This window comes from Sphingobium sp. SCG-1, assembly GCF_002953135.1.
GTDB lineage: Bacteria > Pseudomonadota > Alphaproteobacteria > Sphingomonadales > Sphingomonadaceae > Sphingobium.
Map to the genome: position 1 here is coordinate 2,022,731 of NZ_CP026372.1, position 21,922 is coordinate 2,044,652.

19 protein-coding genes and 1 pseudogene are annotated in these 21,922 nt (G+C 62.2%); 15 read left to right on the top strand and 5 right to left on the bottom strand.

The genetic code is table 11. The features are described from left to right. Positions 1-8 precede the first annotated feature (8 nt). The 4 genes and pseudogenes from C1T17_RS09320 to C1T17_RS09335 all read left to right on the top strand — a co-directional run bounded on the left by C1T17_RS09320 (position 9) and on the right by C1T17_RS09335 (position 6,782). Positions 9-1,397, top strand: a complete 1,389-nt coding sequence (locus tag C1T17_RS09320) for a TIGR03013 family XrtA/PEP-CTERM system glycosyltransferase (protein ID WP_104953207.1) — start codon at positions 9-11, stop codon at positions 1,395-1,397. 3 nt (positions 1,398-1,400) lie between these two features. Further along, the gene (gene prsK / locus C1T17_RS09325) at positions 1,401-3,461 is read left to right on the top strand and encodes an XrtA/PEP-CTERM system histidine kinase PrsK (protein ID WP_104953208.1); all 2,061 of its coding nucleotides are present in this window, start codon (positions 1,401-1,403) and stop codon (positions 3,459-3,461) included. Continuing rightward, positions 3,461-4,824 (top strand): annotated as a pseudogene (gene prsR / locus C1T17_RS09330) (PEP-CTERM-box response regulator transcription factor). Before prsK ends, prsR begins: the two are co-directional and overlap by 1 nt. After that, positions 4,821-6,782 carry a tetratricopeptide repeat protein gene (locus C1T17_RS09335; protein WP_104953209.1) on the top strand — a complete coding sequence of 654 codons (1,962 nt, stop codon included), beginning with the start codon at positions 4,821-4,823 and terminating at the stop codon, positions 6,780-6,782. Before prsR ends, C1T17_RS09335 begins: the two are co-directional and overlap by 4 nt. On the opposite strand, the gene C1T17_RS09340 is transcribed toward C1T17_RS09335, so the two are convergent. Together C1T17_RS09340 and C1T17_RS09345 are read right to left on the bottom strand one after the other, a co-directional pair. Then, positions 6,779-7,126 (bottom strand): GntR family transcriptional regulator, encoded by a 348-nt coding sequence (locus tag C1T17_RS09340; RefSeq protein ID WP_104953210.1) that lies wholly within the window; start codon positions 7,124-7,126, stop codon positions 6,779-6,781. The genes C1T17_RS09335 and C1T17_RS09340 overlap by 4 nt on opposite strands. A gap of 73 nt (positions 7,127-7,199) precedes the next feature. Continuing rightward, complete coding sequence (locus C1T17_RS09345; protein ID WP_104953211.1) at positions 7,200-7,778, bottom strand: nitroreductase; 579 nt, start codon at positions 7,776-7,778, stop codon at positions 7,200-7,202. Positions 7,779-7,944: 166 nt separating this feature from the next. On the opposite strand from C1T17_RS09345, the gene C1T17_RS09350 reads away from it, so the two are divergent. From C1T17_RS09350 to C1T17_RS09360, 3 genes are read left to right on the top strand one after another with little or no spacing between them, the layout of a single operon-like run. Then, positions 7,945-9,528: a peptide MFS transporter gene (locus C1T17_RS09350; protein WP_104953212.1), complete on the top strand. Its 1,584-nt coding sequence runs from the start codon at positions 7,945-7,947 to the stop codon at positions 9,526-9,528. Continuing rightward, positions 9,528-10,919 (top strand): amidohydrolase, encoded by a 1,392-nt coding sequence (locus C1T17_RS09355; RefSeq protein WP_104953213.1) that lies wholly within the window; start codon positions 9,528-9,530, stop codon positions 10,917-10,919. The genes C1T17_RS09350 and C1T17_RS09355 overlap by 1 nt, the downstream gene beginning before the upstream one ends. After that, positions 10,916-12,232 (top strand): amidohydrolase family protein, encoded by a 1,317-nt coding sequence (locus tag C1T17_RS09360; protein ID WP_104953214.1) that lies wholly within the window; start codon positions 10,916-10,918, stop codon positions 12,230-12,232. The genes C1T17_RS09355 and C1T17_RS09360 overlap by 4 nt, the downstream gene beginning before the upstream one ends. A gap of 25 nt (positions 12,233-12,257) precedes the next feature. Here C1T17_RS09360 and C1T17_RS09365 read toward each other — a convergent pair whose 3' ends face one another. Then, complete coding sequence (locus tag C1T17_RS09365) at positions 12,258-13,646, bottom strand: alanine/glycine:cation symporter family protein (RefSeq protein WP_104953215.1); 1,389 nt, start codon at positions 13,644-13,646, stop codon at positions 12,258-12,260. A gap of 108 nt (positions 13,647-13,754) precedes the next feature. On the opposite strand from C1T17_RS09365, the gene glmM reads away from it, so the two are divergent. From glmM to C1T17_RS09390, 5 genes are all read left to right on the top strand, one after another. Beyond that, entirely contained in the window at positions 13,755-15,095 is a 1,341-nt protein-coding gene (gene glmM, locus C1T17_RS09370) for a phosphoglucosamine mutase (RefSeq protein WP_104955115.1), read from the top strand. Between the two features lies 1 nt (position 15,096). Then, complete coding sequence (locus C1T17_RS09375; protein ID WP_104953216.1) at positions 15,097-15,321, top strand: DUF1272 domain-containing protein; 225 nt, start codon at positions 15,097-15,099, stop codon at positions 15,319-15,321. Continuing rightward, on the top strand, positions 15,318-16,205 hold the full coding sequence (thiD, locus tag C1T17_RS09380) for a bifunctional hydroxymethylpyrimidine kinase/phosphomethylpyrimidine kinase (protein ID WP_104955117.1): 888 nt from the start codon (positions 15,318-15,320) through the stop codon (positions 16,203-16,205). Before C1T17_RS09375 ends, thiD begins: the two co-directional genes overlap by 4 nt. Next, complete coding sequence (locus C1T17_RS09385) at positions 16,198-16,794, top strand: ribonuclease HII (protein ID WP_104955116.1); 597 nt, start codon at positions 16,198-16,200, stop codon at positions 16,792-16,794. The genes thiD and C1T17_RS09385 overlap by 8 nt, the downstream gene beginning before the upstream one ends. Before the next feature lie 216 nt (positions 16,795-17,010). Beyond that, the gene (locus tag C1T17_RS09390; RefSeq protein ID WP_104953217.1) at positions 17,011-18,147 is read left to right on the top strand and encodes a site-specific DNA-methyltransferase; all 1,137 of its coding nucleotides are present in this window, start codon (positions 17,011-17,013) and stop codon (positions 18,145-18,147) included. A gap of 34 nt (positions 18,148-18,181) precedes the next feature. Here C1T17_RS09390 and C1T17_RS09395 read toward each other — a convergent pair whose 3' ends face one another. Next, the gene (locus C1T17_RS09395) at positions 18,182-18,367 is read right to left on the bottom strand and encodes a hypothetical protein (RefSeq protein ID WP_104953218.1); all 186 of its coding nucleotides are present in this window, start codon (positions 18,365-18,367) and stop codon (positions 18,182-18,184) included. 127 nt (positions 18,368-18,494) lie between these two features. Continuing rightward, complete coding sequence (locus C1T17_RS09400; RefSeq protein ID WP_104953219.1) at positions 18,495-18,716, bottom strand: circumsporozoite protein; 222 nt, start codon at positions 18,714-18,716, stop codon at positions 18,495-18,497. 197 nt (positions 18,717-18,913) lie between these two features. Between C1T17_RS09400 and C1T17_RS09405 the strand changes: the two genes are divergently transcribed. Genes C1T17_RS09405 through C1T17_RS09415 form a run of 3 tightly spaced genes read left to right on the top strand, consistent with a single transcriptional unit; the run spans position 18,914 to position 21,884 of the window. After that, on the top strand, positions 18,914-19,897 hold the full coding sequence (locus C1T17_RS09405) for an ArsR/SmtB family transcription factor (protein WP_104953220.1): 984 nt from the start codon (positions 18,914-18,916) through the stop codon (positions 19,895-19,897). Beyond that, positions 19,894-20,841, top strand: a complete 948-nt coding sequence (metF, locus tag C1T17_RS09410) for a methylenetetrahydrofolate reductase (RefSeq protein ID WP_104953221.1) — start codon at positions 19,894-19,896, stop codon at positions 20,839-20,841. The genes C1T17_RS09405 and metF overlap by 4 nt, the downstream gene beginning before the upstream one ends. Beyond that, positions 20,838-21,884 (top strand): homocysteine S-methyltransferase family protein, encoded by a 1,047-nt coding sequence (locus C1T17_RS09415; RefSeq protein ID WP_104953222.1) that lies wholly within the window; start codon positions 20,838-20,840, stop codon positions 21,882-21,884. Before metF ends, C1T17_RS09415 begins: the two co-directional genes overlap by 4 nt. The last annotated feature ends 38 nt before the right edge of the window (positions 21,885-21,922 follow it).

The following is a 21,922-nucleotide window of genomic DNA, read 5'->3' on the forward strand; positions in this document are numbered from 1 at the left end:
CGCCGCGAATGGTCCGGTTGTTCAAACATTACGTCCCGCACGCCGTGCTACTGTTGGGCGTCCTCGACTTTCTGATGCTGTTGTGCGCGGCCGAGTCTGGCTGGGTACTCCGCGCGCAGCAGATCGGGATGGAAGTCGATTACATAACTACGCGCGCCGCGCCGCTTTTGAGCTTCGCATTAGCGCTTCAGGTCGCGATGATCGCAGTGGGCGTCTATGGAGTGGAATCGCTCCAGTCGCTCCGCTTCGCTTTTGTGCGCATCGTCGTCGCGATATCGCTCGGCGTCATCTTCCTGTCCGTCATGCACTTTCTCCTGCCCGGTATCACGCTGTGGCGTTCCAACTCGCTTTACGCCATGGGCTTTGCCGTCCTGTTCCTGATCGTGTTGCGGATGCTGCTGGGTTCGATGCTGGGCGGGGAAAGCTTCAAGCGTCGGCTCGTGGTGCTTGGCGCAGGCAGTCGCGCCGATCGCATCCGCCAGTTGGAGCAGCGCAAGGGCGCGGGGTTCCTCGTGGTCGGCTACATCGGCATGAACGACGGTCCGCAACAGATCCCCGAGGCCATCAACCGCAGCGCGATCTACAACCTCGCCGATTTCGTGATGCGGCTCGCAGCGACCGAAGTCGTGCTTGCGCTTGAGGAGCGGCGCAACTCGGTGCCTATGTCGGATCTGTTGCGGATCAAGACGACGGGCGTCCATGTCAACGACCTCTCCACATTTCTGGAGCGCGAAACGGGCCGCGTCGATCTCGACAGCGTCAATCCAAGCTGGCTGATCTTCTCGGACGGATTTTCCGCAGGCCGCCGTTTGTCGTCCATGGCCAAGCGGCTGTTTGACGTCATCGCCAGCGCCATTCTGTTGATCCTGACGGGACCAGTCATTCTGCTCGCCGCGCTCGCGGTGAAGCTCGACAGCAAGGGGCCTGCTTTCTACCGCCAGCAGCGCGTGGGACTCTATGGCCAGGAATTCTGGATATTGAAGCTGCGCACCATGCGGCAGGACGCCGAGGTGGCGGGTCAAGCGCAATGGGCGGCGCAGGACGATCCGCGCATCACGCGTCTTGGTTACTGGCTGCGCAAGCTGCGCATCGATGAACTGCCTCAGACTTGGACGGTGTTGAAGGGTGAAATGAGCTTCGTCGGTCCGCGCCCTGAACGGCGGCAATTCGTCGAGGATCTGGAACAGCATCTGCGTTATTATGCCGAGCGGCACATGGTGAAGCCGGGGATCACAGGCTGGGCGCAGATCAATTATCCCTATGGCGCGTCGATCGAGGATAGCCGGCACAAGCTGGAATATGATCTTTACTACGCCAAAAACTACACCCCGTTCCTCGATATACTCATCCTTATCCAGACGCTGCGGGTGATTTTGTGGCCCGAGGGCGCACGCTAGGTCGTGGCGATGCTCTACCAGTTCATGGGAGATGGTGGCCACGCGCTTGCGGCGGCGATGTTCGCGGCGCTCACCATCTATATCCTCCGCAGTCATGCGGCTACGCTGGAGCGTAACCTCCTGTGCGCCGCGATATTCATGACGGCGTTCTGGGCACTGCATACGGCTTTCGGCGGTGTTACCGAACCTTTGTCCGGCATCTCCGAAAGCGTCCGCAACGCCGCATGGCTCCTGTTCATGTTCGTGATGCTGCGGCGGGGGGAGGGGCGGCTTTCGGATCATCCGGCGTCCATCACGGTCATTTACGCGATCCTTGGATGTGTGCTCCTGCTTCAGATGACGGCAGAATTTGCGCCGCGCGAATATCTCGCCTCCTCCTTCGAAGCGTTGGTGATGGCGAGCCTGATGCTGCACATGGTGTTCGCCGTGGGCGCGCTGGTGCTGGTCCATAATCTTTACACTATCTCTGCCCCCGAAGGGCGCGCCCGCATCGCGCTTATCATGGCCGGGCTGGCGGCGATGTGGACCTATGACCTCAATCTTTACACGCTGACCGCGATCACGCAGGGCAGTTTCGCCGAACTCTACGCCATGCGTGGGCTGTTCATGACGATGGTCGCGATGGTGATGGGCCTTGGGCTGCGCGGCGGTGGAGAGTGGCGGCTGCGCGTTTCCCGTACAGTGGCGTTCCGTTCGTTCTCCCTCGTGGCGGTCGGCGTATACCTCAGCCTGCTGGGATTTGTCGTGGCGGCGATCGAGTGGATATTCGGCCCGCAGGCGCACCTGATCGAGACGGGCATATTGTTTGCCGCGCTCGTCACATCGCTCGTATTGCTGCCTGCGCATCGTGTCAGGGCGCGGGTGCATGTGCTGATCTCCAAGCATTTCTTTCAGCATCGCTATGACTATCGCGTCGAGTGGACGCGCTTTATCGATACGATCGGCGCATCCGGCGCGCCCCTGCACGAGCGCGTTGTCAAGGCAGTTGCCGACATCACTGAGTCCTCCTCGGGACTTCTCCTCCTGCGCGACGACAATGGCGGCCTGTCAGTCGAATGCCTCTGGAATTGGCCCGAGATGGCCTGTGCTTACGAGGCGCTCAGTCCGCATGATGCCGCAGCGCTGGAGCATAGCGGGTGGATCGTTGACATCGATGCGGCACGTATCGGCGGGAGTCCGCTTAAGGTCGCACCATGGATGCTCGCGGATCACGGCGCGTGGGCGCTGGTGCCACTCATTCACTTCAATCGCTTGGCTGGAGCCATATTGCTGGGCCGCCCGCTCGTGGATCGCCGCCTCGACTGGGAGGATTTCGACATGCTCCGCGCTGCCGGACGGCAGGTCGCGAGCTACATCAGCGAGGCGCAGGGGCAACAGGCGCTGGAGGACGCGCGCCGCTTCGACGAATTCAACCGGCGCTTCGCGTTCATCATGCATGACGTCAAAAATTTGGTGAGCCAGCTATCGCTCTTGTCCCGCAATGCAGAGCGCCATGCGGAAAACCCGGCTTTTCGCGCCGACATGCTGCTCACCCTGAAGGACTCGGTTGGCAAGATGAACGATCTGCTCGCGCGTCTTTCGCAGCACAACAAAGGGCGGCAGGAAGAACCGACAGCGATCGACATAGCACCCATTGCTCGCGCCGTCGCGGCGACGCGCGCGCGGCAGCACCCGGTGGAAATCATGGGAACGTCGCCGGACGCGCTGGCGGACCCGCAACGCGTCGAGCAGATACTCCTACACCTCATCCAGAACGCCATCGACGCCAGTCCTGCCAACGTGCCCGTGATCGTCCATCTGGGGGAACGCGACGGCGGTGTCACCGTGCGTATCGCTGACAAGGGCTGCGGCATGACCGCCGACTTCGTGCGCCGCGACCTGTTCAAGCCCTTCGCCTCCAGCAAGGCGGGCGGCTTCGGCATCGGCGCGTTCGAAGCGCGCGAGCTTGCGCACAGTATGGGCGGACGCATCGACGTGGAAAGCCGCCTTGGCGAAGGCAGCAGCTTCACACTCACGCTGCCGCGTGCGCCGCAGCGACATGCACTACAGGAAAGGGCAGCTTGATGGCGGACACGCGTCCCAAATTGCTCATCGTCGAGGATGATAGAGGGCTTCAGCGGCAGTTGCGCTGGGCCTATGACGATTATCAGGTCTTCATTGCGGGCGACCGAGAAGAAGCCATCGAATTGCTTCGCGCCGAAGCGCCCGATGTCGTGACGCTGGATCTTGGCCTTCCGCCGGACCCCGATGGCACCACCGAAGGCTTCGCCACGCTCGCGGAAATCCTGCGCGTGAAGCCGGATACGAAAGTGATCGTCGCCTCCGGCCATGGCGCGCGTGAAAGCGCGTTGAACGCGATTTCGGGCGGTGCATACGACTTTTACCAGAAGCCAGTCGATATCGACGAATTGGGCCTCATCGTCAGCCGCGCTTTCCATGTGCATGCACTGGAACGCGAAAATGCGCGGCTGGTCGATCAGCCCGGAGCCGACAATCGCGTGCTGGGGAGCCTCATCACAGGTGCCCCTGAAATGCTGAAAGTCGCGCGCACGGTGGAACGCGTAGCTTCCGCCAACGTGTCGGTCATGTTGTTGGGGGCAAGCGGAACAGGCAAGGAACTGCTCGCACAGGGCCTGCACGACGCCAGCCCGCGCAAGCATCAGCCTTTCGTCGCGATCAACTGCGCGGCCATTCCGGAAACCCTGCTCGAGTCAGAACTTTTCGGCCATGAGAAGGGCGCGTTCACTGGTGCGGTGAAGGCAACACCGGGCAAGATCGAGATGGCGCAGGGCGGCACGCTGTTTCTCGATGAAGTCGGCGACATTCCCCTGCCGGTACAGGTAAAGCTGCTCCGCTTTCTTCAGGAACGCGTGATCGATCGCGTGGGGGGCGGCAGGCGATTCCCGTCGACACGCGAATCGTATGCGCCACCCATCAAAACCTGGAGTCGATGATCGCTGCAGGCACTTTTCGCGAAGACCTTTACTACCGCCTCGCCGAAATCGTCATCGCGATTCCCGCTCTGAAAGACCGCTCGGGCGACCCGCCCCTGCTGGCCAAGCATTTCCTCACGCGATTTGCACGCGACATGAACCCTTTGGTCAAGGGTCTCGCGCCTGATGCGCTGGCGGCGCTGGACGCATGGCACTGGCCCGGCAATGTCCGGGAACTGGAGAACCGGATGAAGCGCGCCGTCATCATGGCCGACGGCAAGCTGGTGACGGCCGCCGACCTCGACTTGCCTGATGACGGGCAGGGCGTCGAACTCGTTAACCTGCGCGCTGCTCGCGAAGTCGCTGACCGGCGCGCGATCCGCCGCGCCATCGCAACGTCGCAGGGCAACATCTCGAGCGCTGCAAAGATTCTCGGGATCAGCCGACCGACGCTCTACGACCTCCTTAAACAATACGAAATCCAGGCGTCATGAAGCGGCGCTGGATTGTTTCGGCGGGTGCAGCGTTGCTCGGGGCCGTCGCCCTTATTGCGCCAATCCAGACGCTGCTCGCCGGGAACAGCGACGATGCGCGCGCCATGGTCCAGCGTGGGATCGCGGCTCTTGCGAAGGGCAATCCGCGCACCGCGCGCGTCGAACTGATGAACGCCATCCGCGCCGATCCCGACTGGGCCGACGCGCGCGTCGCACAGGCGCGCGTGCTGCTGGCGCTGGGCGATGGCGCGGGCGCAAAGGGTGAACTCGACCGCGCCAGAACATTGGGCGCGCCGCCGCGCAATACGCGGCACCTGATGGCTCATGCCTTACTGTTGAGCGGCGAACCGGAAGCTGCCCTGAAGGAAGCGCAGGCAAACGACGTCATTCCGCAGCAGGCCGCCTATGCTGCGCGCATCGCCGCCTGTGCGTTCCAGGCGCTCAGCCAAATCCCGCAAGCCGCCGCCGCGTTCGACAAGTCGATCGCTCTTGATTCCAACGACGCCGACACATGGATCGACCTTGGCCGCTTTCATTTGAGCACCGGAGATCGTGCGGCGGCGCTCGTCGCCAGCGATCGTGCCATGGCGCTTGCTCCACGGCGGCCTGCGGCCCTAACCCTGCGTGCGGAACTGATCCGCGATCAATATGGAGCGAAGGCTTCGCTTCCCTGGTTCGAACAGGCGCTGGCATCGGACGCCCACTATCTGCCTGCGCTGGTCGAATATGCCGCAACGCTGGCCGACATGGGTCAAGCGCAGCGGATGCTCTCCCTGACGCGCCGTATACTCGCACTCGACCCGAACAATCCTCGCGCTTATTTCATGCAGTCCGTGCTGGCTGCGCGCGCGGGGAATATGGACCTTGCGCGACAGATGTTGGAGAAGGTCGGCAACAGGCTCGACGATCAGCCTGCCACCCTATTGCTGCGCGGTGTCCTTCATCTGGACAGTGGGAATGCGAGGCTGGCGGCCGACCAACTCGCATCCCTTGTCCAGTGGCAACCCTTCAACTTTCAAGCGCGGCTGCTTTATGCGCGCGCGCTGTTTCAGGCCGGCGAATTCGGCGAGGCTGATGCGACGGTGACGCCGCTTGCATCGCGTGCGGATGCCGACAGCTACACCCTGCTGCTCGCAGGCCGTGTGCACGAGGCCTTGGGCGATGCCGGTGCGGCGCAGTCTCTGCGCGCGCGGGCATCGCGTCCAGATCTCGGCTCATCGGCGTTGCTGCCGCTTGACCCCGACCTGCCTTCTCTTGCCGTCGCCGCCAATGCGGACATGCGGGTCGCGCCCACCAATATCTCCTATGTGCGCGTGCTTCTGGCGCAGGGCGACGCGAGCGTTGCATTGTCCCGTGCAACGATCCTGCGCGACGCCAACCGGGGTGCGCCGGAAGCCTATGTCGCGGTCGGCGATGCGCAGGCGGAGGCGGGACGCTGGGATCAGGCCGCGCGCAGCTATGCCGCCGCCGCCAATCTGAGTTATTCTGAGGGCATCGCGTTGCGTCTTGCGGCAGCATGGAACCGCGCCGGACAAACCGCACAGGCGGAGGAGGCGCTGGCGCTGTACCTTGAACAGAACCCGGACAGCATTGCGGCCAATCGGCTGGCGGCTACAGCATGGATGCGGGCGGGCGACTGGAAGCGCGCCGCCGCTGCTCTTGAGTCCGTTCGGGCAAAACTGGGCAATAACGATGCTTATTTGCTGACGGATCTTGCATGGGCGTATCTAGGGCTAGGGGACGCGCGGCAGGCAAGCGTCTACGCCGCCCACGCCTACCGAATGTTCCCCTCATCGCCCGTGACGAGCGATGCCTATGGCTGGATGCTGTTCAAGGCCAGGGGCCGCAATCAGGCGAGTTTGGACCTGCTGGAAAAGGCAGTCGCTTTATCGCCGGGAAATACAGTCGTCAGAGGCCATCTCGCCACGATAAACGCCGCGACACGCCGCAAATCTTAAGCATTTTCCTCGATCGACAGATCGTTGAGCGACACCCCGATTCGTCGCATCTGCGCCGCCACAGGGGGCCAGACATTCTCGAGGAAATGCGCCCGCTCCGCGCGGCGCAGCCGTCTGGAAGCGCCTTCCGCTACGAACATGCCCACGCCACGCTTCACCGTAATCAGTCCGTCATCCTGAAAACTTTGATAGGCTTTTGCAACAGTTAGGGGGTTCGCTCCCTGCTGGGCGGCAAAGGCACGGACCGAGGGAAGCATGTCCCCGTCTCCATATGCACCGTCCAATATCGATGCGGAAATTATCTCTCGAAGGCGCAGATAGACGGGTTTAGTTTCATCAGCCATAACTGATGCAGTGCCATAATACAGCCGCTCACGTCAAGGTAGGATTGCTATCAAATCCCAATATTGAAGGTAATTATCTGTCCCATTCCGTGACGATTTTATCATATTCTGGCCGTGGCCGTTCTTCCAGCGCGCGGCTAGGTGTTCCGATGAAAACAAACCCGGCGATGCGTTCATTTCCCGCTCCAAACGCATCACGCACGGCCGTGCTATAGCTCGGCCAGCCGGTCAGCCATCCGCCCGCAAATCCGCTGGCATGGGTCGCGTTCAGCAAATTCATGATCGCGGCACCGACCGACAGCTCCTGCTCCCAGACGGGAATCTTGCTCCCCGCCTTCGGGCAAGACAGCACCACGACCAAGGCTGGGGCTTGCTTCGCGAACTGCTCCATTGAGTCCAGTTCCAGTCGCCCCGCCGAGGGGTTCTCCACACGGTAGGCCTGCCGCAACAGATCACTGAGCGCTTCGCGCTGGTCGTCGCGCACGATGACGAACCGCCACGGCGCAAGTTTTCCATGGTCCGGCGTCCGCATGGCCACTTCGAGGATGGACTTAAGCTGCCCCGCATCGGGACCGGGGGCCACCAGATCGCGCGGCTTGCCGGACCGGCGCGTTCTTAACAAGGCGAGCGGGGAAGAGGTGTCGTTGAACATCCGCGCTAAATGGGGAATGCTACATCGGCGCGCAAGCGTACCCTTGCTCTTGGAATATTATTCCCAACTAAAGCAACATTTTGACAGACAGCGATTCCTTGCGTTAGGCTGCATACACATGCCGCTATCGAGCAAGCGGCAAATCACAAGAACAGGGTTTAGCCGCATGGCGACGCAATATGATCTGACCGGAAAGTCGCAAGCGACATTTCTCGGCCACCCGACGGGCCTCTTCGTCCTCTTCTTCGCGGAGATGTGGGAGCGCTTCTCCTACTACGGCATGCGGGCGCTCCTGATATTCTATCTGACAAAGCACTTCCTGTTCGGCGACGACAAAGCCTATCTGATCTACGGTGCCTATACGTCACTGGTGTATATCACCCCGGTGATCGGGGGATATCTGGCTGACCGCTATCTCGGCGCGCGCAAGGCTGTACTCTGCGGCGGCATCTTCATTGCCATCGGTCATTTCCTGATCGCGATTACCGAGGGGCCGACCGGGCAGAACATTTTCCACCTCAATGGCTTCTATCTCGCACTATCCTTCATCATTATCGGCACTGGCTTCCTAAAGGCCAATATTTCCGTGATGGTGGGGCAGCTTTACCCGCGTGACGATCTGCGCCGCGATCCGGCCTATTCGATCTTCTACATGGGCATCAACATCGGCGGCATGCTGGGGCCGATCGTGTGTGGCGTGCTGGGCGAGACGATGGGTTGGGCCTGGGGCTTTGGTGCCGCGGGCGTCGGGATGTTGCTGGGTCTCGTTGTGTTCGTCCTCTGTCGCCCCACATTGCGCGGTGCGGGCGAACCGGGCCAGCCGCTCCGCCTGAAAGAGCGATCGGGCCTGGGCATTAGCCAAGAATGGACCATCTATCTCGCCGCTGCCCTGTCGGTGGTCGGGATTTGGGGCCTGATCCGTTATCAGGACGTGGTCGGCTATGCGTTGCTCGTCTTCGCTTTGGCAACGGTAGTCTATATCCTGTACCGGATATTCACGACTATGACCAAAATCGATCGAGACCGCATTCTCGCCGCGCTTTTCCTGATCGCCCTCAATCCGCTGTTCTGGGGCCTCTTCGAACAGGCAGGCTCCTCACTGAACATCTTCACCGACCGGCGTGTCGATCGCAGCATCCTTGGCTGGGACGTGCCTGCCTCGGTATTCCAATCAGTGAATTCGCTCTTCATCATCCTGCTCGCGCCCCTGTTCGCCGTGTTGTGGACATGGCTAGGCCGGCGCGGGAAGGAACCCAACACTGCCGCCAAATTCGGTATCGGCCTGATCCTCATCGGCGTCGGCTTCCTGGTGCTGGTAGGCGGCGCGGCGGCGGCTGGCGCGAACCTGACGCCAGTCATCTTCATCCTTGGCATCTACCTTTTCCACACCATGGGCGAACTCTGCTTCTCGCCCGTCGGCCTTTCGGCCATGACGCGCCTTAGTGTCGGCGGCATCGCAGGCTTGATGATGGGCACCTGGTTCCTGGCGACTGCGGCGGGCAACTTTGTCGCGGGACTGATCGCGCGCGCTACCGGCGGCGAAGGAGCAGGCCCCGACACGGTTCTGGAGGTCTATAGCCGATTGGGTTGGGCGGTCATGGTCGTGGGCGTCCTCGTGGTGCTCGTCTCTCCCGTCATTCGGAAGATGATGCATCTCGATACTTTGACCGAGACTGGCCCTCTGCCCGGCGCAAACGAAATCGCCGAACCGGCGGCCGTCGGCTATTCCATCAACGGAGAACAACGTTAATGCGCCTTCCGGCAATATCACTGGTCCTGCCGATCCTGCTCGCCGCCTGCGCCACTACTGGCGAAGAGCCAAGGACTGCCAACTCCAAAGCGCCCGGCTCCTCGACCGAACCGGAAAATCCCTATCCCTCTACTTACGTCGCCTATCCAGGTGTGCCGACAGCGATCAGGGGCGCGACTATCCTCGACGGAGAGGGTGGCCGCATCGAGAACGGCGTCGTGTTCCTCTCCGGCGGGAAGATCACGTCGGTGGGTGGTTCCGACACACCGATCCCCGCCGATGTCGCGGTGTTCGATGGCACGGGCAAATATGTGACGCCCGGCGTGATCGATATCCACAGCCATCTCGGCGACTATCCTTCGCCGCAGGTCGATGCGCTGAGTGACGGCAATGAAGCGACCTCACCTGTCACCGCAGACGTGTGGGCGGAACACAGCATCTGGCCGCAAGATCCCGGCTTCTCCCGCGCGCTGGTCAATGGCGGCGTCACCTCGCTGCAGATATTGCCCGGCTCGGCGAACCTGTTCGGCGGGCGCGGCGTGACACTCAAGAACGTGCCTGCCCGCACGCAGCAGGGCATGAAGTTCCCCGGCGCACCTTACAGCCTCAAAATGGCGTGCGGCGAAAACCCAAAGCGCGTCTATGGCCGCAAGGGGCGCGAACCCAGCACGCGGATGGGCAACATCGCCGTCGATCGCCAGACATGGATCAAGGCCCGCGCCTATCAGATCAAGCGCGCCGCCAACAAGGACCAGACGCGCGATCTCGCCATGGAAACGCTGGCCGACGTTCTGGAGGGCAAGATCCTCGTCCACAACCACTGCTATCGTGCCGACGAAATGGCCAACGTCATCGATATGAGCAAGGAGTTCGGCTATCATGTCACGGCGTTCCACCACGCCGTCGAAAGCTACAAGATCGCCGACCTCCTGAAGCAGAACAACATCTGCTCGGCACTGTGGGCCGACTGGTATGGCTTCAAGATGGAAAGCTATGACGGCATTCGTGAGAATATCGCCCTCGTCCACAATGCGGGCGCCTGCGCCATCGTCCACAGCGATGACGAAAACGGCATCCAGCGTCTCTATCAGGAAGCGTCCAAGGCCCGCGCCGCAGGAAAGCGCATGGGCATCGACATCCCCGAGGAGATCGCGTGGGAATGGCTGAGCTATAACCCTGCCAAAGCCATGGGCATTGCCGACAAGACGGGTAGCCTCAAGCCCGGCAAGATGGCCGACGTGGTCCTGTGGAACGGGAACCCCTTCAGCATCTACACGCGCCCCGAACGCGTCTGGATCGACGGCGCGCTGATGTATGACGCCAACGATCCCAAACGCCGTCCGGTGAGCGACTTCGAACTCGGCCAAGTCGGCGCGGGAGACACGAAATGAACCGCAAGACTCTTATCGGGCTCTCCTGCGCCGCGGCGCTTTCGGCATTGTCACTGCCGCTCATGGCGCAGACTATTGCCATCACCGGCGGAAAGCTGGCCATTGGCGATGGCTCCGAACCGATCGACAACGGTACGGTCGTCATCATAAATGGCAAGGTCGCTGCGGCAGGTGCGAATGTCGCCATACCCGCCGGCGCGCAACGCATCGACGCATCGGGCAAGTGGATTACGCCGGGCATCATGTCGGGCTTTTCGCGCATCGGGCTGGTCGAAGTGGACGCCGTAGACGAAACCGAAGACAGCGATTCACCGAAGTCGCCATTCTCGGCCGCGATCGATGTCGCAACGGCGATCAATCCGGAAGCAAATCCGATTGCCATTAACCGCACCAGCGGCATCACGCGCGCAGTCGTCGTCCCCACCGCAGGCGGCAACATCTTCGCGGGGCAGGGCGCCGTTATCGATCTGGGCGCGGATATGGATGCCGTCACGAAGGCGCAGGCGTTCCAATATGTCGAACTGGGCGAGAGCGGTGCGGCCAAGGCAGGGGGCAGTCGCGCTGCTGCTCAATTGCTGTTCCGCAGCCTGCTTGGCGAGGCGCAGGATTACGCACGCAATCCCGCCAGCTACGACGGCCGATCAAAGGACAGCCTGCTGCTCCGCGCAGACGCGAAGGCGCTGGTGCCGGTTATTCAGGGCAAGGTGCCGTTGCTGGTCCATGTCGAGCGGAGCGCCGATATCCTGAGCGTCATCGCCCTGCGAACGGAGTTCCCGACGCTGAAGTTGATCCTCGTGGGCGCGTCCGAAGGCTGGCGCGTCGCACCACAGATCGCCGCTGCGAAGATCCCGGTCATCACGGCGGGCCTTACCGATCTGCCCGCCAGTTTCGAGAAATTGGCCGCCACGCAGTCGAACGTCGGCCGGATGGTGGCCGCTGGCGTGCTGGTCGCGCTCGGCATGACGGAGGGCAACGACGCCACACAACTGCGTTGGGCCTTGCAGCAGGCAGGGAACATGGTCGCATTGCAAAAGATCCCCGGTGCGACGGGCCTTAGTTGGGGACAGGCGCTCCGCGCCATCACCTCCGCACCTGCCGAAGCCATCGGCATGGGCGATCGCTTGGGGTCGCTGAAAGCAGGGCACGTCGGTGATGTGGTGATATGGGACGGTGATCCGCTGGAACTCACATCCGCGCCGACAGCGGTGTTCATCGACGGCCAGCAACAGCCGCTCGACAATCGACAGCTAAGGCTGCGCGACCGTTATGCGACGCCTGCTCCAGGCGAATTGCCCAAGGCTTACCAGCACTGATTGGTGAAGCGGTGGCGGCGCGAGCCTATCGCGCCGCCACCGCTTTGCCGCGCACGCGCATCCAGTAATCCCGCACGTCGCGCCGCAATTCGCCCGCGCAGAGATACAGCGCAACCACATTGGGAATGGCCATCAGGAAGAAGCTGCAATCGACGATGCTGATGACGCGGCCTAAGTCGATCACGGCGGCGGGCGGCAGCGCGACGATATAGAGTATCTTGTAGGTCAGTTGCGTACCCGGCTTGTGGCCGAACAAATAGCCCCACGCCTGCAATCCGTAGAAGCCCCATGCTACCAGCGTCGAATAGGCGAACAACACCACCGCGACGGCCAGCACATAGGGAAACCATCCCGCCACGCCCGCAAAGGCGGCGGTGGTGATGTTGATCCCCTCCAGTCCCGTATTCCACGTCCCTGCGACCACCAGCGCCAGGCCACCGAAAGCGCAGACGATCATGGTGCCGAGCAACGGCTCCAACAGGGCGACCATGCCCTCCGACACTGGCTCATCGGTGCGGGCGAGGCTATGCGCCACCACTGCCGATCCAACACCTGCTTCGCTCGCGAACACGGCGCGGCGCATACCTGCAACGAATGCGCCAATGGCGCCGCCCGCCGCCGCTGTGCCGTTCCACGCCCCGTCCCAGATTTGCGCCAATGCACCCGGAACAGCCGTCCAGTTCAGGATCAATATCGCAAACACGCCGACAAGGTAGACCGCCACCTTGAGCGGCGTCAGTCGGCTCGCCACGCACCCCAGCCATGCCGCGCCGCCCAACGTGACCAGCGATACCGCCAGCGCCAGCCCGATCCCGTACACCCAGCCGTTGGTAAATCCCGTCACCGCCGAAACCGCCGCATAGCTCTGATTCACCTGCACCATCGGGATCGCGCCGAACAACGCGAAGAACGCATAGAGCGCGCCGATTGCAAACCCTGCGCGCGGCCAGCCCTTGCGCGCCAGCACGGCCTTCAGCACATACATCGGCCCGCCATGCGCATGGCCTCGCGCGTCCAGCACGCGATATTTAAGGCCAAGCGTCACCTCCGCCATCTTCACCGTCATCGCGAACCAGCCGATGACGAACATCCACAGGATCGCGCCCGGCCCCCCCATCGTCAGCGCAACGGCAACGCCCGCGATATTGCCCAGGCCGATCGTGCCCGCCAATGCCGTGGTAAGCGCCGCGAACTGGCTGACGTCGCCCTTCGCCTCTCCCTCGCGCGGTTGCGTCCGCAGCACATGAAACGCATGGCCCACGGCCCGCAAATTGGGAAAGCCCAGCCACACCGTAAAGAACAGCATCGGCAGCGCCAGATAGAGGACGATCAACTCGATCTGCACGCCGAACATCGGGATTTTGAAGAAGACGGCGGCAGAGAGCGCGTCCACGGCGCGGTTGAACGATTCCATGCCATCTGAATGGCCGCACGGTGGTGGATTGTCGATCCGGTTTCGGTATAGGCTATTGAAAGACCGGCTATGTTGCGCCTGTCGAGCGACACGAATTGCGGAGCGTCCATGAGCAGGCAGTATTTCGGCACCGACGGTATCAGGGGCCGCACGAACGCATGGCCGATGACGCCGGACCTCGCCATGAAGGTCGGCATGGCGGCGGGCACGCACTTCCTGCGCGGCAAGCATCGCCATCGCGTGGTGATCGGCAAGGATACGCGGTTGTCGGGTTATATGGTGGAGAATGCCCTCGTCGCCGGGTTCACAGCGGTCGGCATGGACGTGGTGCAATTCGGGCCGATCCCGACGCCTGCCGTGGCGATGCTGGCCCATTCGATGCGCGCGGACCTTGGCGTGATGATCTCGGCCAGTCACAATCCTTATTATGATAACGGCATCAAGCTGTTCGGCCCCGATGGCTACAAACTCTCCGATGCCGACGAGATGAAGATCGAGGCGCTGCTTCAGGGCGATATCGCACTCGCGCCCTCCGCCGACATCGGCCGCGCGCGCCGCGTGGAAGATGCGCGGGGCCGCTACATTCATGCCGTGAAGTCGAGCTTTCCGGCGGAACTGCGCCTCGATGGCTTGCGCATCGTCGTGGATTGCGCCAATGGCGCCGCCTATCAGGTCGCGCCGTCCGCACTCTGGGAACTTGGTGCGGAGGTCATCGCTGTGGGTGTGACGCCGAATGGCATCAACATCAACGATGGCTGCGGCTCCACGTCGCCGCTGCTGTTGCAGGAAACGGTGCTGACGGCGGGCGCGGATATCGGCATCGCGCTGGATGGCGATGCGGATCGTCTCATCATCGTGGACGAGAAGGGCAAGATCGTCGACGGCGATCAGATCATGGCGCTGATCGCCGCCAATTGGGCACGCGAAGGCACGTTGCGCGGCGGCGGGCTGGTCGCGACGGTCATGTCCAACCTCGGCCTCGAACGATTCCTGGGCGGCCAAGGGATCACATTAGAGCGTACCAAGGTAGGCGATCGCTACGTGCTTGAAAGAATGCGCGAGGGCGGGTTCAATGTCGGCGGCGAACAGTCGGGCCACATGATCCTGTCGGACTATGCGACCACCGGAGACGGCACCATTGCCGCGTTGCAGGTTCTCGCTGCCCTCGTGCGCAGCGGCAAGCCCGCCAGCGAATTGCTGGACCAGTTCGATCCCGTGCCGCAACTTCTCAAGAACGTCCGATTCTCCGGTGGCAAGCCGCTGGATCATCAGGACGTGCAACGCACCATCGCGCAGGCTGAAGTCGAACTGGAAGGCACAGGACGGCTGGTCATCCGCCCGTCCGGCACCGAACCCGTCATCCGCGTCATGGCCGAAGGCGACAGCGAAGCGCAGGTGAAGGATGTCGTGGACCGCATTTGCGCCGCCGTGGAAAAGGCGGCCGCCTGAGATGCTGGACATGCGTCCCGATTGCGAACGCTGCGGCACGGACCTGCCTGCCGATGCGCCCGGTGCGTTCATCTGCTCGTTCGAATGCACCTTCTGCGCGCCCTGTGCGGAGGCGCTGGACGATCGCTGCCCCAATTGCGGCGGCGAATTGATGGATCGCCCGACGCGCATGGGCAAAGCGCTCGCCGCCAATCCTGCCTCCACGAAGCGTATGTTCAAAGGCTGATGATCCCGCGCGTCCTCATCATTGCCGGGTCGGACAGCGGCGGCGGCGCGGGTATTCAGGCGGACGTCAAGACCGTGACGATGCTCGGCGGCCATGCGATGACGGCTATCACCGCCATCACGGCCCAGAATACCCTGGGCGTGCAGGGCGTCCACGCCATTCCCGCGCCCATGGTGATCGACCAGATCGACAGCGTCGCCAACGATCTTGGCATCGACGCAATCAAGATCGGCATGATCGGCTCGCCGCAGACCGCGCATGCCGTGGCGGATCGCCTGGCCGATTTGCGCGACATTCCCATCATTTTCGATCCCGTAATGGTCGCGACCAGCGGCGCTACGCTGGCGGATACCGCCACGGTTGCCGCGTTCGAGAGGCTGATGGGCATGGCGCTGCTCATCACGCCCAATGTGCCGGAACTCGCCGCGCTGACAGGCATGGACATCGAGACTGTCGACGCGCTGGAGGAAGCTGGGCAGGCACTGGCCCGCCGCTTCGGCTGCGCAGTGCTGGCCAAAGGCGGCCATCTTCCCGACCAGCCGCAGGACGATGAACCCAGTGTCCACGACCTCCTGATCCGCGCGTCGGGCGTGTCAGAATATCGCATGGCGCGGATCGAAACCCGCCACACGCATGGCACCGGCTGCACTCTCGCAAGCGCTATCGCGACCGGGATAGCGCGCCGGCTGTCGGTTGAAAACGCAGTGGACCGTGCCGAAGCCTTTGTTGCCGGAGCCTTGCACCATGCACCGGGCCTTGGCAAAGGCCACGGCCCCCTTGGTCATGCGATGGGCACGACGCCCTTTTACTACACCCTTGCTACGACCAACGAGCAGGGCTTCGATGCAGCGGCATTGGCCGCGCAATGGGACGACCATGCCTGATTTCTCCCATGAATCGCGCCATGCGGGCCATGTCGCCGGCGTCGATGAGGCGGGAAGGGGGCCGCTCGCCGGGCCTGTGGTCGCCGCCGCCGTGATCCTCGACCCGGCGAATTGCCCCGATGGCCTGGACGACAGCAAGGTGCTGTCCCCCGCGCGCCGCACCGCCCTCGAAATCGAAATCCGGGCAAGGGCGATATGTTTCGGCATCGGCATGGCCAGTGTCGAGGAAATCGACAGCCTCAACATATTGTGGGCCAGCATGCTTGCCATGACGCGCGCGGTCGAGGCGCTCAGCCACCATTGCGTCCACATATTGGTCGATGGCAATCGCTGCCCGAAATGGCACTATCCATCGACACCCGTGATCGGTGGCGACGCGCTGTGCCTTTCCATCGCCGCCGCTTCGATTCTTGCCAAGGAGGAACGGGACCGCATGATGGTCGCCGCCGCCCGCGAGCATCCGCATTATAGCTGGGAGAGTAACAAGGGCTATGGCAGCGCGGCGCATCTGTCCGCGCTACGCGAACATGGACCTACGCCGCTGCACCGCCGCAGTTTCGCACCCGTGGCGCAGCTTCTCCTGCTGTAGCCCCATAAAAAAATGCGATCGGCGGCGAAGTGAGTCCTGCCAGTCACACCACGACATATGGAGTCCCGCTAGCCACACCGGACTCAACATCTCGTGGCTACCGCTTTCGTTCCTGCGCGTTCCTCCATAGTATGAACACCGACGCTTAAGTTTTTGAACTTGACGGCGACTCCGGGAGGACTCATCCATGCCTCACGACTAAACGGGGGCAGTAAGATGGGTGTGATGGAGCGCGTAGCTACGCGGCAGAAGAAGAGCGTTGCGCAGCCCGCCGTCGCCGCACCGATCGAAGCCGATCGCCTGATCCGGGGCGATTGCATCGCGGAAATGGCGAAACTGCCCGACGCCTGCGTGGACATGATCTTCGCCGATCCGCCGTATAATCTGCAACTGGGCGGCGACCTGTTCCGGCCTGAAGGCGGCCGCGTCGATGCCGTTGACAATGACTGGGACAAATTCGATACGCTCGCGGCCTATGATCGTTTCACGACGCTCTGGCTCAAGGAAGCCCGCCGTATCCTGAAGCCCAATGGCACAATCTGGGTTATCGGCAGCTATCACAACATCTTCCGCGTTGGCGCGACATTGCAGGATCAGGGCTTCTGGATTCTCAACGACATCATCTGGCGTAAGGCCAACCCGATGCCCAATTTCAAGGGCACGCGGTTCACTAATGCACATGAGACGCTGATCTGGGCCAGCCAGGGCGAGGACGCGCGCTATACATTCAACTACAAAGCAATGAAGACGCTCAATGACGAGTTGCAGATGCGCTCCGACTGGGTTCTCCCAATCTGCGGCGGGCAGGAGCGACTGAAGCGCAACGGCACCAAGGCGCATCCGACGCAAAAACCCGAAGCGCTGCTCTATCGCGTGTTGCTCGCCTGCACGAAGCCGGGCGATGTCGTGCTCGACCCGTTTTTCGGCACCGGCACTACTGGCGCGGTCGCCAAGCGTCTGGGCCGTAAGTGGATCGGTATCGAGCGTGAGGACAGCTATATCGAGGTCGCGCTGCAACGCATCGAAGAAGCGCTGCCGCTCGATGAGTCCGCGCTCACCATCATGCAATCTTCCCGACAGGCACCCAAGGTGGCGTTCGGAACACTGGTCGAGACCGGCTATCTTGCGCCGGGGACAATCCTGACGGACGCAAAGCGGCGCTGGCAGGCAGCAGTCCGTGCCGATGGCTCGTTGATGGTCGGCACCGAAACGGGGTCGATCCACAAGATCGGCGCTACGCTACAGAATGCGCCGTCCTGCAATGGCTGGACGTTCTGGCATTGCGAAGTCGAGGGTAAGTTGAAGCCGATCGACACGCTGCGTCAGACATATCTGCTCGCGACACAGCCCTGACGTCGGGCCGCGCCAGGGCCTCGACCTTTAGCAACTAATCCTGATCGCCGGCATTTTGCGCTGCGGGAGAGGCTGGGCGTTTGTCCAGCATCTCGGCGGCGTCGTTTAGTGCGCGCGCCTCACCCGCCGTCACCCCGCCCACGCCATCGCCCGAGGCGCTCTCACCGCAGGCGGCGAGCATGAGCGGAAGTCCGATGCCAAGCAAAATCCCTAAGCGCATTTTCACGACCCTCCGCATGTCTTGAACCTAACCACCCTATGGCGAAGATTTCGCCCAATAAAAAAGGAGCCGCTTCCCAAAAGAAGCGACTCCTTTTTAGCGTCATCCGTCGCCGGACGACGGCGAATTACATCGCGTTGGACGCATTCATGGCGTTCGCCGCGTTGGTAGCGTTGCCAGCCGCATTGGTCGCGTTCTCGGCCGCATTCATGGCGTTCTCGGCTGCGTTGGAAGCATTTTCCACTGCGGCGTTGTTGGTGGCGGCGGTGTTGTTTTCCGCGGCACCCGAGCAAGCGGCGAGGCCAAGCGAAGCGGCAAGAACGAGCGACAGAGAAATAGACTTGGACATGGGCAAACCCCTCTAATGATAAAAACCGTGCAGGTTCGCTAAATGGTAGCTCACCCCCGAAGCCTGCAACAGCGTTATCTACTGGCTTGCTTAGCTTAAGGCAATCCCTATCCTGCACTGCACCATCAATATGGTTGCAGCCCGAGATAACAGGCTCGTTTGCAGATTGACGCATATAAAGAAATCTTTATATAGCCATTATGGCTTTGCTGGATCTCTTTCACGCCTTGGGCGATCCGACTCGTTTGCGGATCGTGCATCTTCTGCGCGCCATGGAACTCGCAGTGGGGGAAATCGCGCAAGTCGTTGGGCAGAGCCAGCCTCGCGTATCCCGCCACGTTCGTATCCTTGTCGAAGCGGGCGTAGTGGAGCGCCGCAAGGAAGGTAATTGGGTGTTCCTGGCGCTCAGCCGCGACGAAAATCTTACGCCGCTCTTTGCGCTGTTCGGCAAGGTGACGCCATCGGACGGCGAAGCCTTATGGCAGGCGGCGGATCTCGCGCGGCTCGCAGCGGTCCGTAACGATCGCGCCCGTGCGGCGGACGAATATTTCACGCAACATGCAGAGGAATGGGATGCGATCCGCTCGCTCCACATTTCCGAGGGGGAAGTAGAGGCGGCGATGCGCAGCGCGCTTTCCGGCGAAGCGATCGGTCATCTGCTCGACATCGGCACCGGGACCGGCCGGATGATCCAGCTTTTCGGGCCGGAGGCCGAGCGCATCACGGCGATCGACCGCAGCCCCGACATGCTCCGGCTCGCCCGCGCGAAGCTGCCCGGCGACACGCCCGATCGATATCGCCTCGTCATGGGCGATTTCACGGCACTGCCGCTGGAGAATGCGGAGGCCGATACGGTGATCTTCCATCAGGTGTTGCATTATGCGCAGGCACCCGAGACCGTGATTGCGGAAGCCGCGCGCGTGCTGAGCGACGATGGCCGCCTGCTGATCGCCGACTTCGCACCGCATCAGCGCGAGGATTTGCGCGTGCGTGACCAGCATGCCCGTCTCGGCTTTTCCGACGCACAGATCAAAACATGGTTCGCGGCGGCGGGCCTCGATATGGTATCCGAACGCACGCTGCCCGGCGGCGAACTGACAGTGAAGATTTGGTTGGGGCGCAGGCATAGGGCGCAAGTGGTGCCCATCGATGCCGCTGCCCTGAAAGGACGTACAGCATGACATTCTCGCTTTCCCAGATGGAGGAAGCCCGCCGCGCGCTCGATGTGCCGTTGTTCGCCGATCTCTCCGGCGACGCGCAGGTCAGCTTCGAATTCTTCCCGCCCAAGAGCGAGAAGATGGAGCAGCAGCTTTGGAGCAGCATCGAAACGCTCGCGCCGCTGGGGCCGCGTTTCGTCTCCGTGACCTATGGCGCGGGCGGTTCGACGCGGGAGCGTACGCATGCGACCGTTGCCCGGATCGCAAAGGAAACAGGCCTTTCGGCTGCGGCGCATCTCACCTGCGTCGGCGCGAGCAAGGATGAGATCGCCGAAGTCGCCGACGCCTATTGGCAGGCGGGCGTGAGACACATCGTCGCGTTGCGTGGCGATCCGCCGGAGGAAGGGCAGGCGTTCGTTCCGCATCCCCATGGCTATTCCAGCGCCGCTGATTTGGTGACGGGACTTAAGGCGCTGCATCCGTTCGATATTTCCGTGGCGGCCTATCCCGAAACACATCCTGAGGCCTCTACTTCACAGTCCGACCTGGACAATCTGAAGCGCAAGATCGACGCTGGCGCCAGCCGCGCCATCAGCCAGTTCTTCTTTTCCGCCGACGCCTATTTCCGCTTTCGCGACGCCGCCGCAGCAGCAGGGATCGACGCGGAGATCGTACCCGGCATCCTGCCCGTGTCCAACGTCAGCCAGACCCGCAAATTCGCCGCGATGTGCGGCGCGGCGATCCCGCCATGGATGGACCGCCTGTTCGAAGGGCTGGACGATCACCCGGCTACACGACAACTCGTGTCCGCCACGATCGCGGCTGAGCTTTGCCGCAAACTTTATGCAGGCGGAGAGCGGCATTTCCACTTCTACACGCTGAACCGAGCTGAATTGAGCTACGCCATCTGCCATTTGCTCGGCCTTCGCCCGACCGTGGCCGCGAAACCGAAGGAACTTGTCGCATGAGCATTCGCGAAACATTCCTCGCCGCCGCCCGCGAACGCATCCTGATGACCGACGGGGCATTTGGGACCGAGATCCAGAACTGGAAGCTCTCCGAAGCCGATTACGCAGGCACCCTTGGCCTTACCAAGGACCAGAAGGGCAACAATGACATCCTGGCCCTGACCAAGCCGCAGGTGCCCGAGAAGATCACGCAGGATTATCTCGATGCGGGATCGGACATCGTCTCGACGAACACCTTCAGCGCCAATCGTATAAGCCAGGCCGATTACGCCGCCGAGCATCTGGTGGCCGAGATCAACATCTCGTCCGCGCAGATCGCCCGCCGCCTCGCCGATGCTGCCGCCGCAAGGGACGGCAAGCCTCGCTTCGTCGCCGGCGCGATCGGGCCGACGAACAAGACGCTCTCGCTCTCCCCGGACGTCAACGATCCGGGCTATCGCGAAATCGATTTCGACGAACTGACGGCCGTCTATCGCGAACAGTGCGATGCGCTGATCGTCGGCGGAGTCGATTTCATCCTGATCGAAACGGTGTTCGATACGCTGAATGCCAAGGCCGGAATCATGGCCGCGCAGCAGGCTGCCCAAGCCGCTGGCAAGGACGTGCCAATCATGATGTCCATGACGTTGACCGACCTGTCGGGCCGCAATCTTTCCGGGCACACCGTCGAGGCATTCTGGTATGCGGTGCGCTACGCCAAGCCGATTACCATTGGCCTCAACTGCTCGTTCGGCGCGGAGCAGTTGCGGCCGCATGTGAAGACGCTCTCCGGCATTTGCGACACGCTGATCATGGTCTATCCCAATGCGGGCCTGCCCAATGAACTAGGCGCATATGACGAGTTGCCGGAAGAAACGGCGGGCCTAGTGCGCCAATGGGCCGCCGAGGGGCAGGTGAACATATTAGGTGGCTGCTGCGGATCGACACCCGCACATATTTCGGCGATCGCCAAGGCGGTGTTCGACTTATCTCCTCGCGCTATACCGGTGCCGCCCGTGTTCACGCGCCTTGCGGGCCTGGAGCCCATGAACATCGCTGCCTGAGTTTTCGCACTTCGCGCTACAGCTTATTGAAAAGATTG

Excerpts from the sequence above, each read along its gene's own strand:
- C1T17_RS09320 (WP_104953207.1), top strand. The coding sequence starts at position 9 with ATGGTCCGGTTGTTCAAACATTACGTCCCGCACGCCGTGCTACTGTTG.
- C1T17_RS09335 (WP_104953209.1), top strand. The coding sequence starts at position 4,821 with ATGAAGCGGCGCTGGATTGTTTCGGCGGGTGCAGCGTTGCTCGGGGCC.
- C1T17_RS09340 (WP_104953210.1), bottom strand. The coding sequence starts at position 7,126 with ATGGCTGATGAAACTAAACCCGTCTATCTGCGCCTTCGAGAGATAATT.
- C1T17_RS09345 (WP_104953211.1), bottom strand. The coding sequence starts at position 7,778 with ATGTTCAACGACACCTCTTCCCCGCTCGCCTTGTTAAGAACGCGCCGG.
- C1T17_RS09350 (WP_104953212.1), top strand. The coding sequence starts at position 7,945 with ATGGCGACGCAATATGATCTGACCGGAAAGTCGCAAGCGACATTTCTC.
- C1T17_RS09355 (WP_104953213.1), top strand. The coding sequence starts at position 9,528 with ATGCGCCTTCCGGCAATATCACTGGTCCTGCCGATCCTGCTCGCCGCC.
- C1T17_RS09360 (WP_104953214.1), top strand. The coding sequence starts at position 10,916 with ATGAACCGCAAGACTCTTATCGGGCTCTCCTGCGCCGCGGCGCTTTCG.
- C1T17_RS09365 (WP_104953215.1), bottom strand. The coding sequence starts at position 13,646 with ATGGAATCGTTCAACCGCGCCGTGGACGCGCTCTCTGCCGCCGTCTTC.
- glmM (WP_104955115.1), top strand. The coding sequence starts at position 13,755 with ATGAGCAGGCAGTATTTCGGCACCGACGGTATCAGGGGCCGCACGAAC.
- C1T17_RS09375 (WP_104953216.1), top strand. The coding sequence starts at position 15,097 with ATGCTGGACATGCGTCCCGATTGCGAACGCTGCGGCACGGACCTGCCT.
- C1T17_RS09385 (WP_104955116.1), top strand. The coding sequence starts at position 16,198 with ATGCCTGATTTCTCCCATGAATCGCGCCATGCGGGCCATGTCGCCGGC.
- C1T17_RS09390 (WP_104953217.1), top strand. The coding sequence starts at position 17,011 with ATGGGTGTGATGGAGCGCGTAGCTACGCGGCAGAAGAAGAGCGTTGCG.
- C1T17_RS09395 (WP_104953218.1), bottom strand. The coding sequence starts at position 18,367 with ATGCGCTTAGGGATTTTGCTTGGCATCGGACTTCCGCTCATGCTCGCC.
- C1T17_RS09400 (WP_104953219.1), bottom strand. The coding sequence starts at position 18,716 with ATGTCCAAGTCTATTTCTCTGTCGCTCGTTCTTGCCGCTTCGCTTGGC.
- metF (WP_104953221.1), top strand. The coding sequence starts at position 19,894 with ATGACATTCTCGCTTTCCCAGATGGAGGAAGCCCGCCGCGCGCTCGAT.
- C1T17_RS09415 (WP_104953222.1), top strand. The coding sequence starts at position 20,838 with ATGAGCATTCGCGAAACATTCCTCGCCGCCGCCCGCGAACGCATCCTG.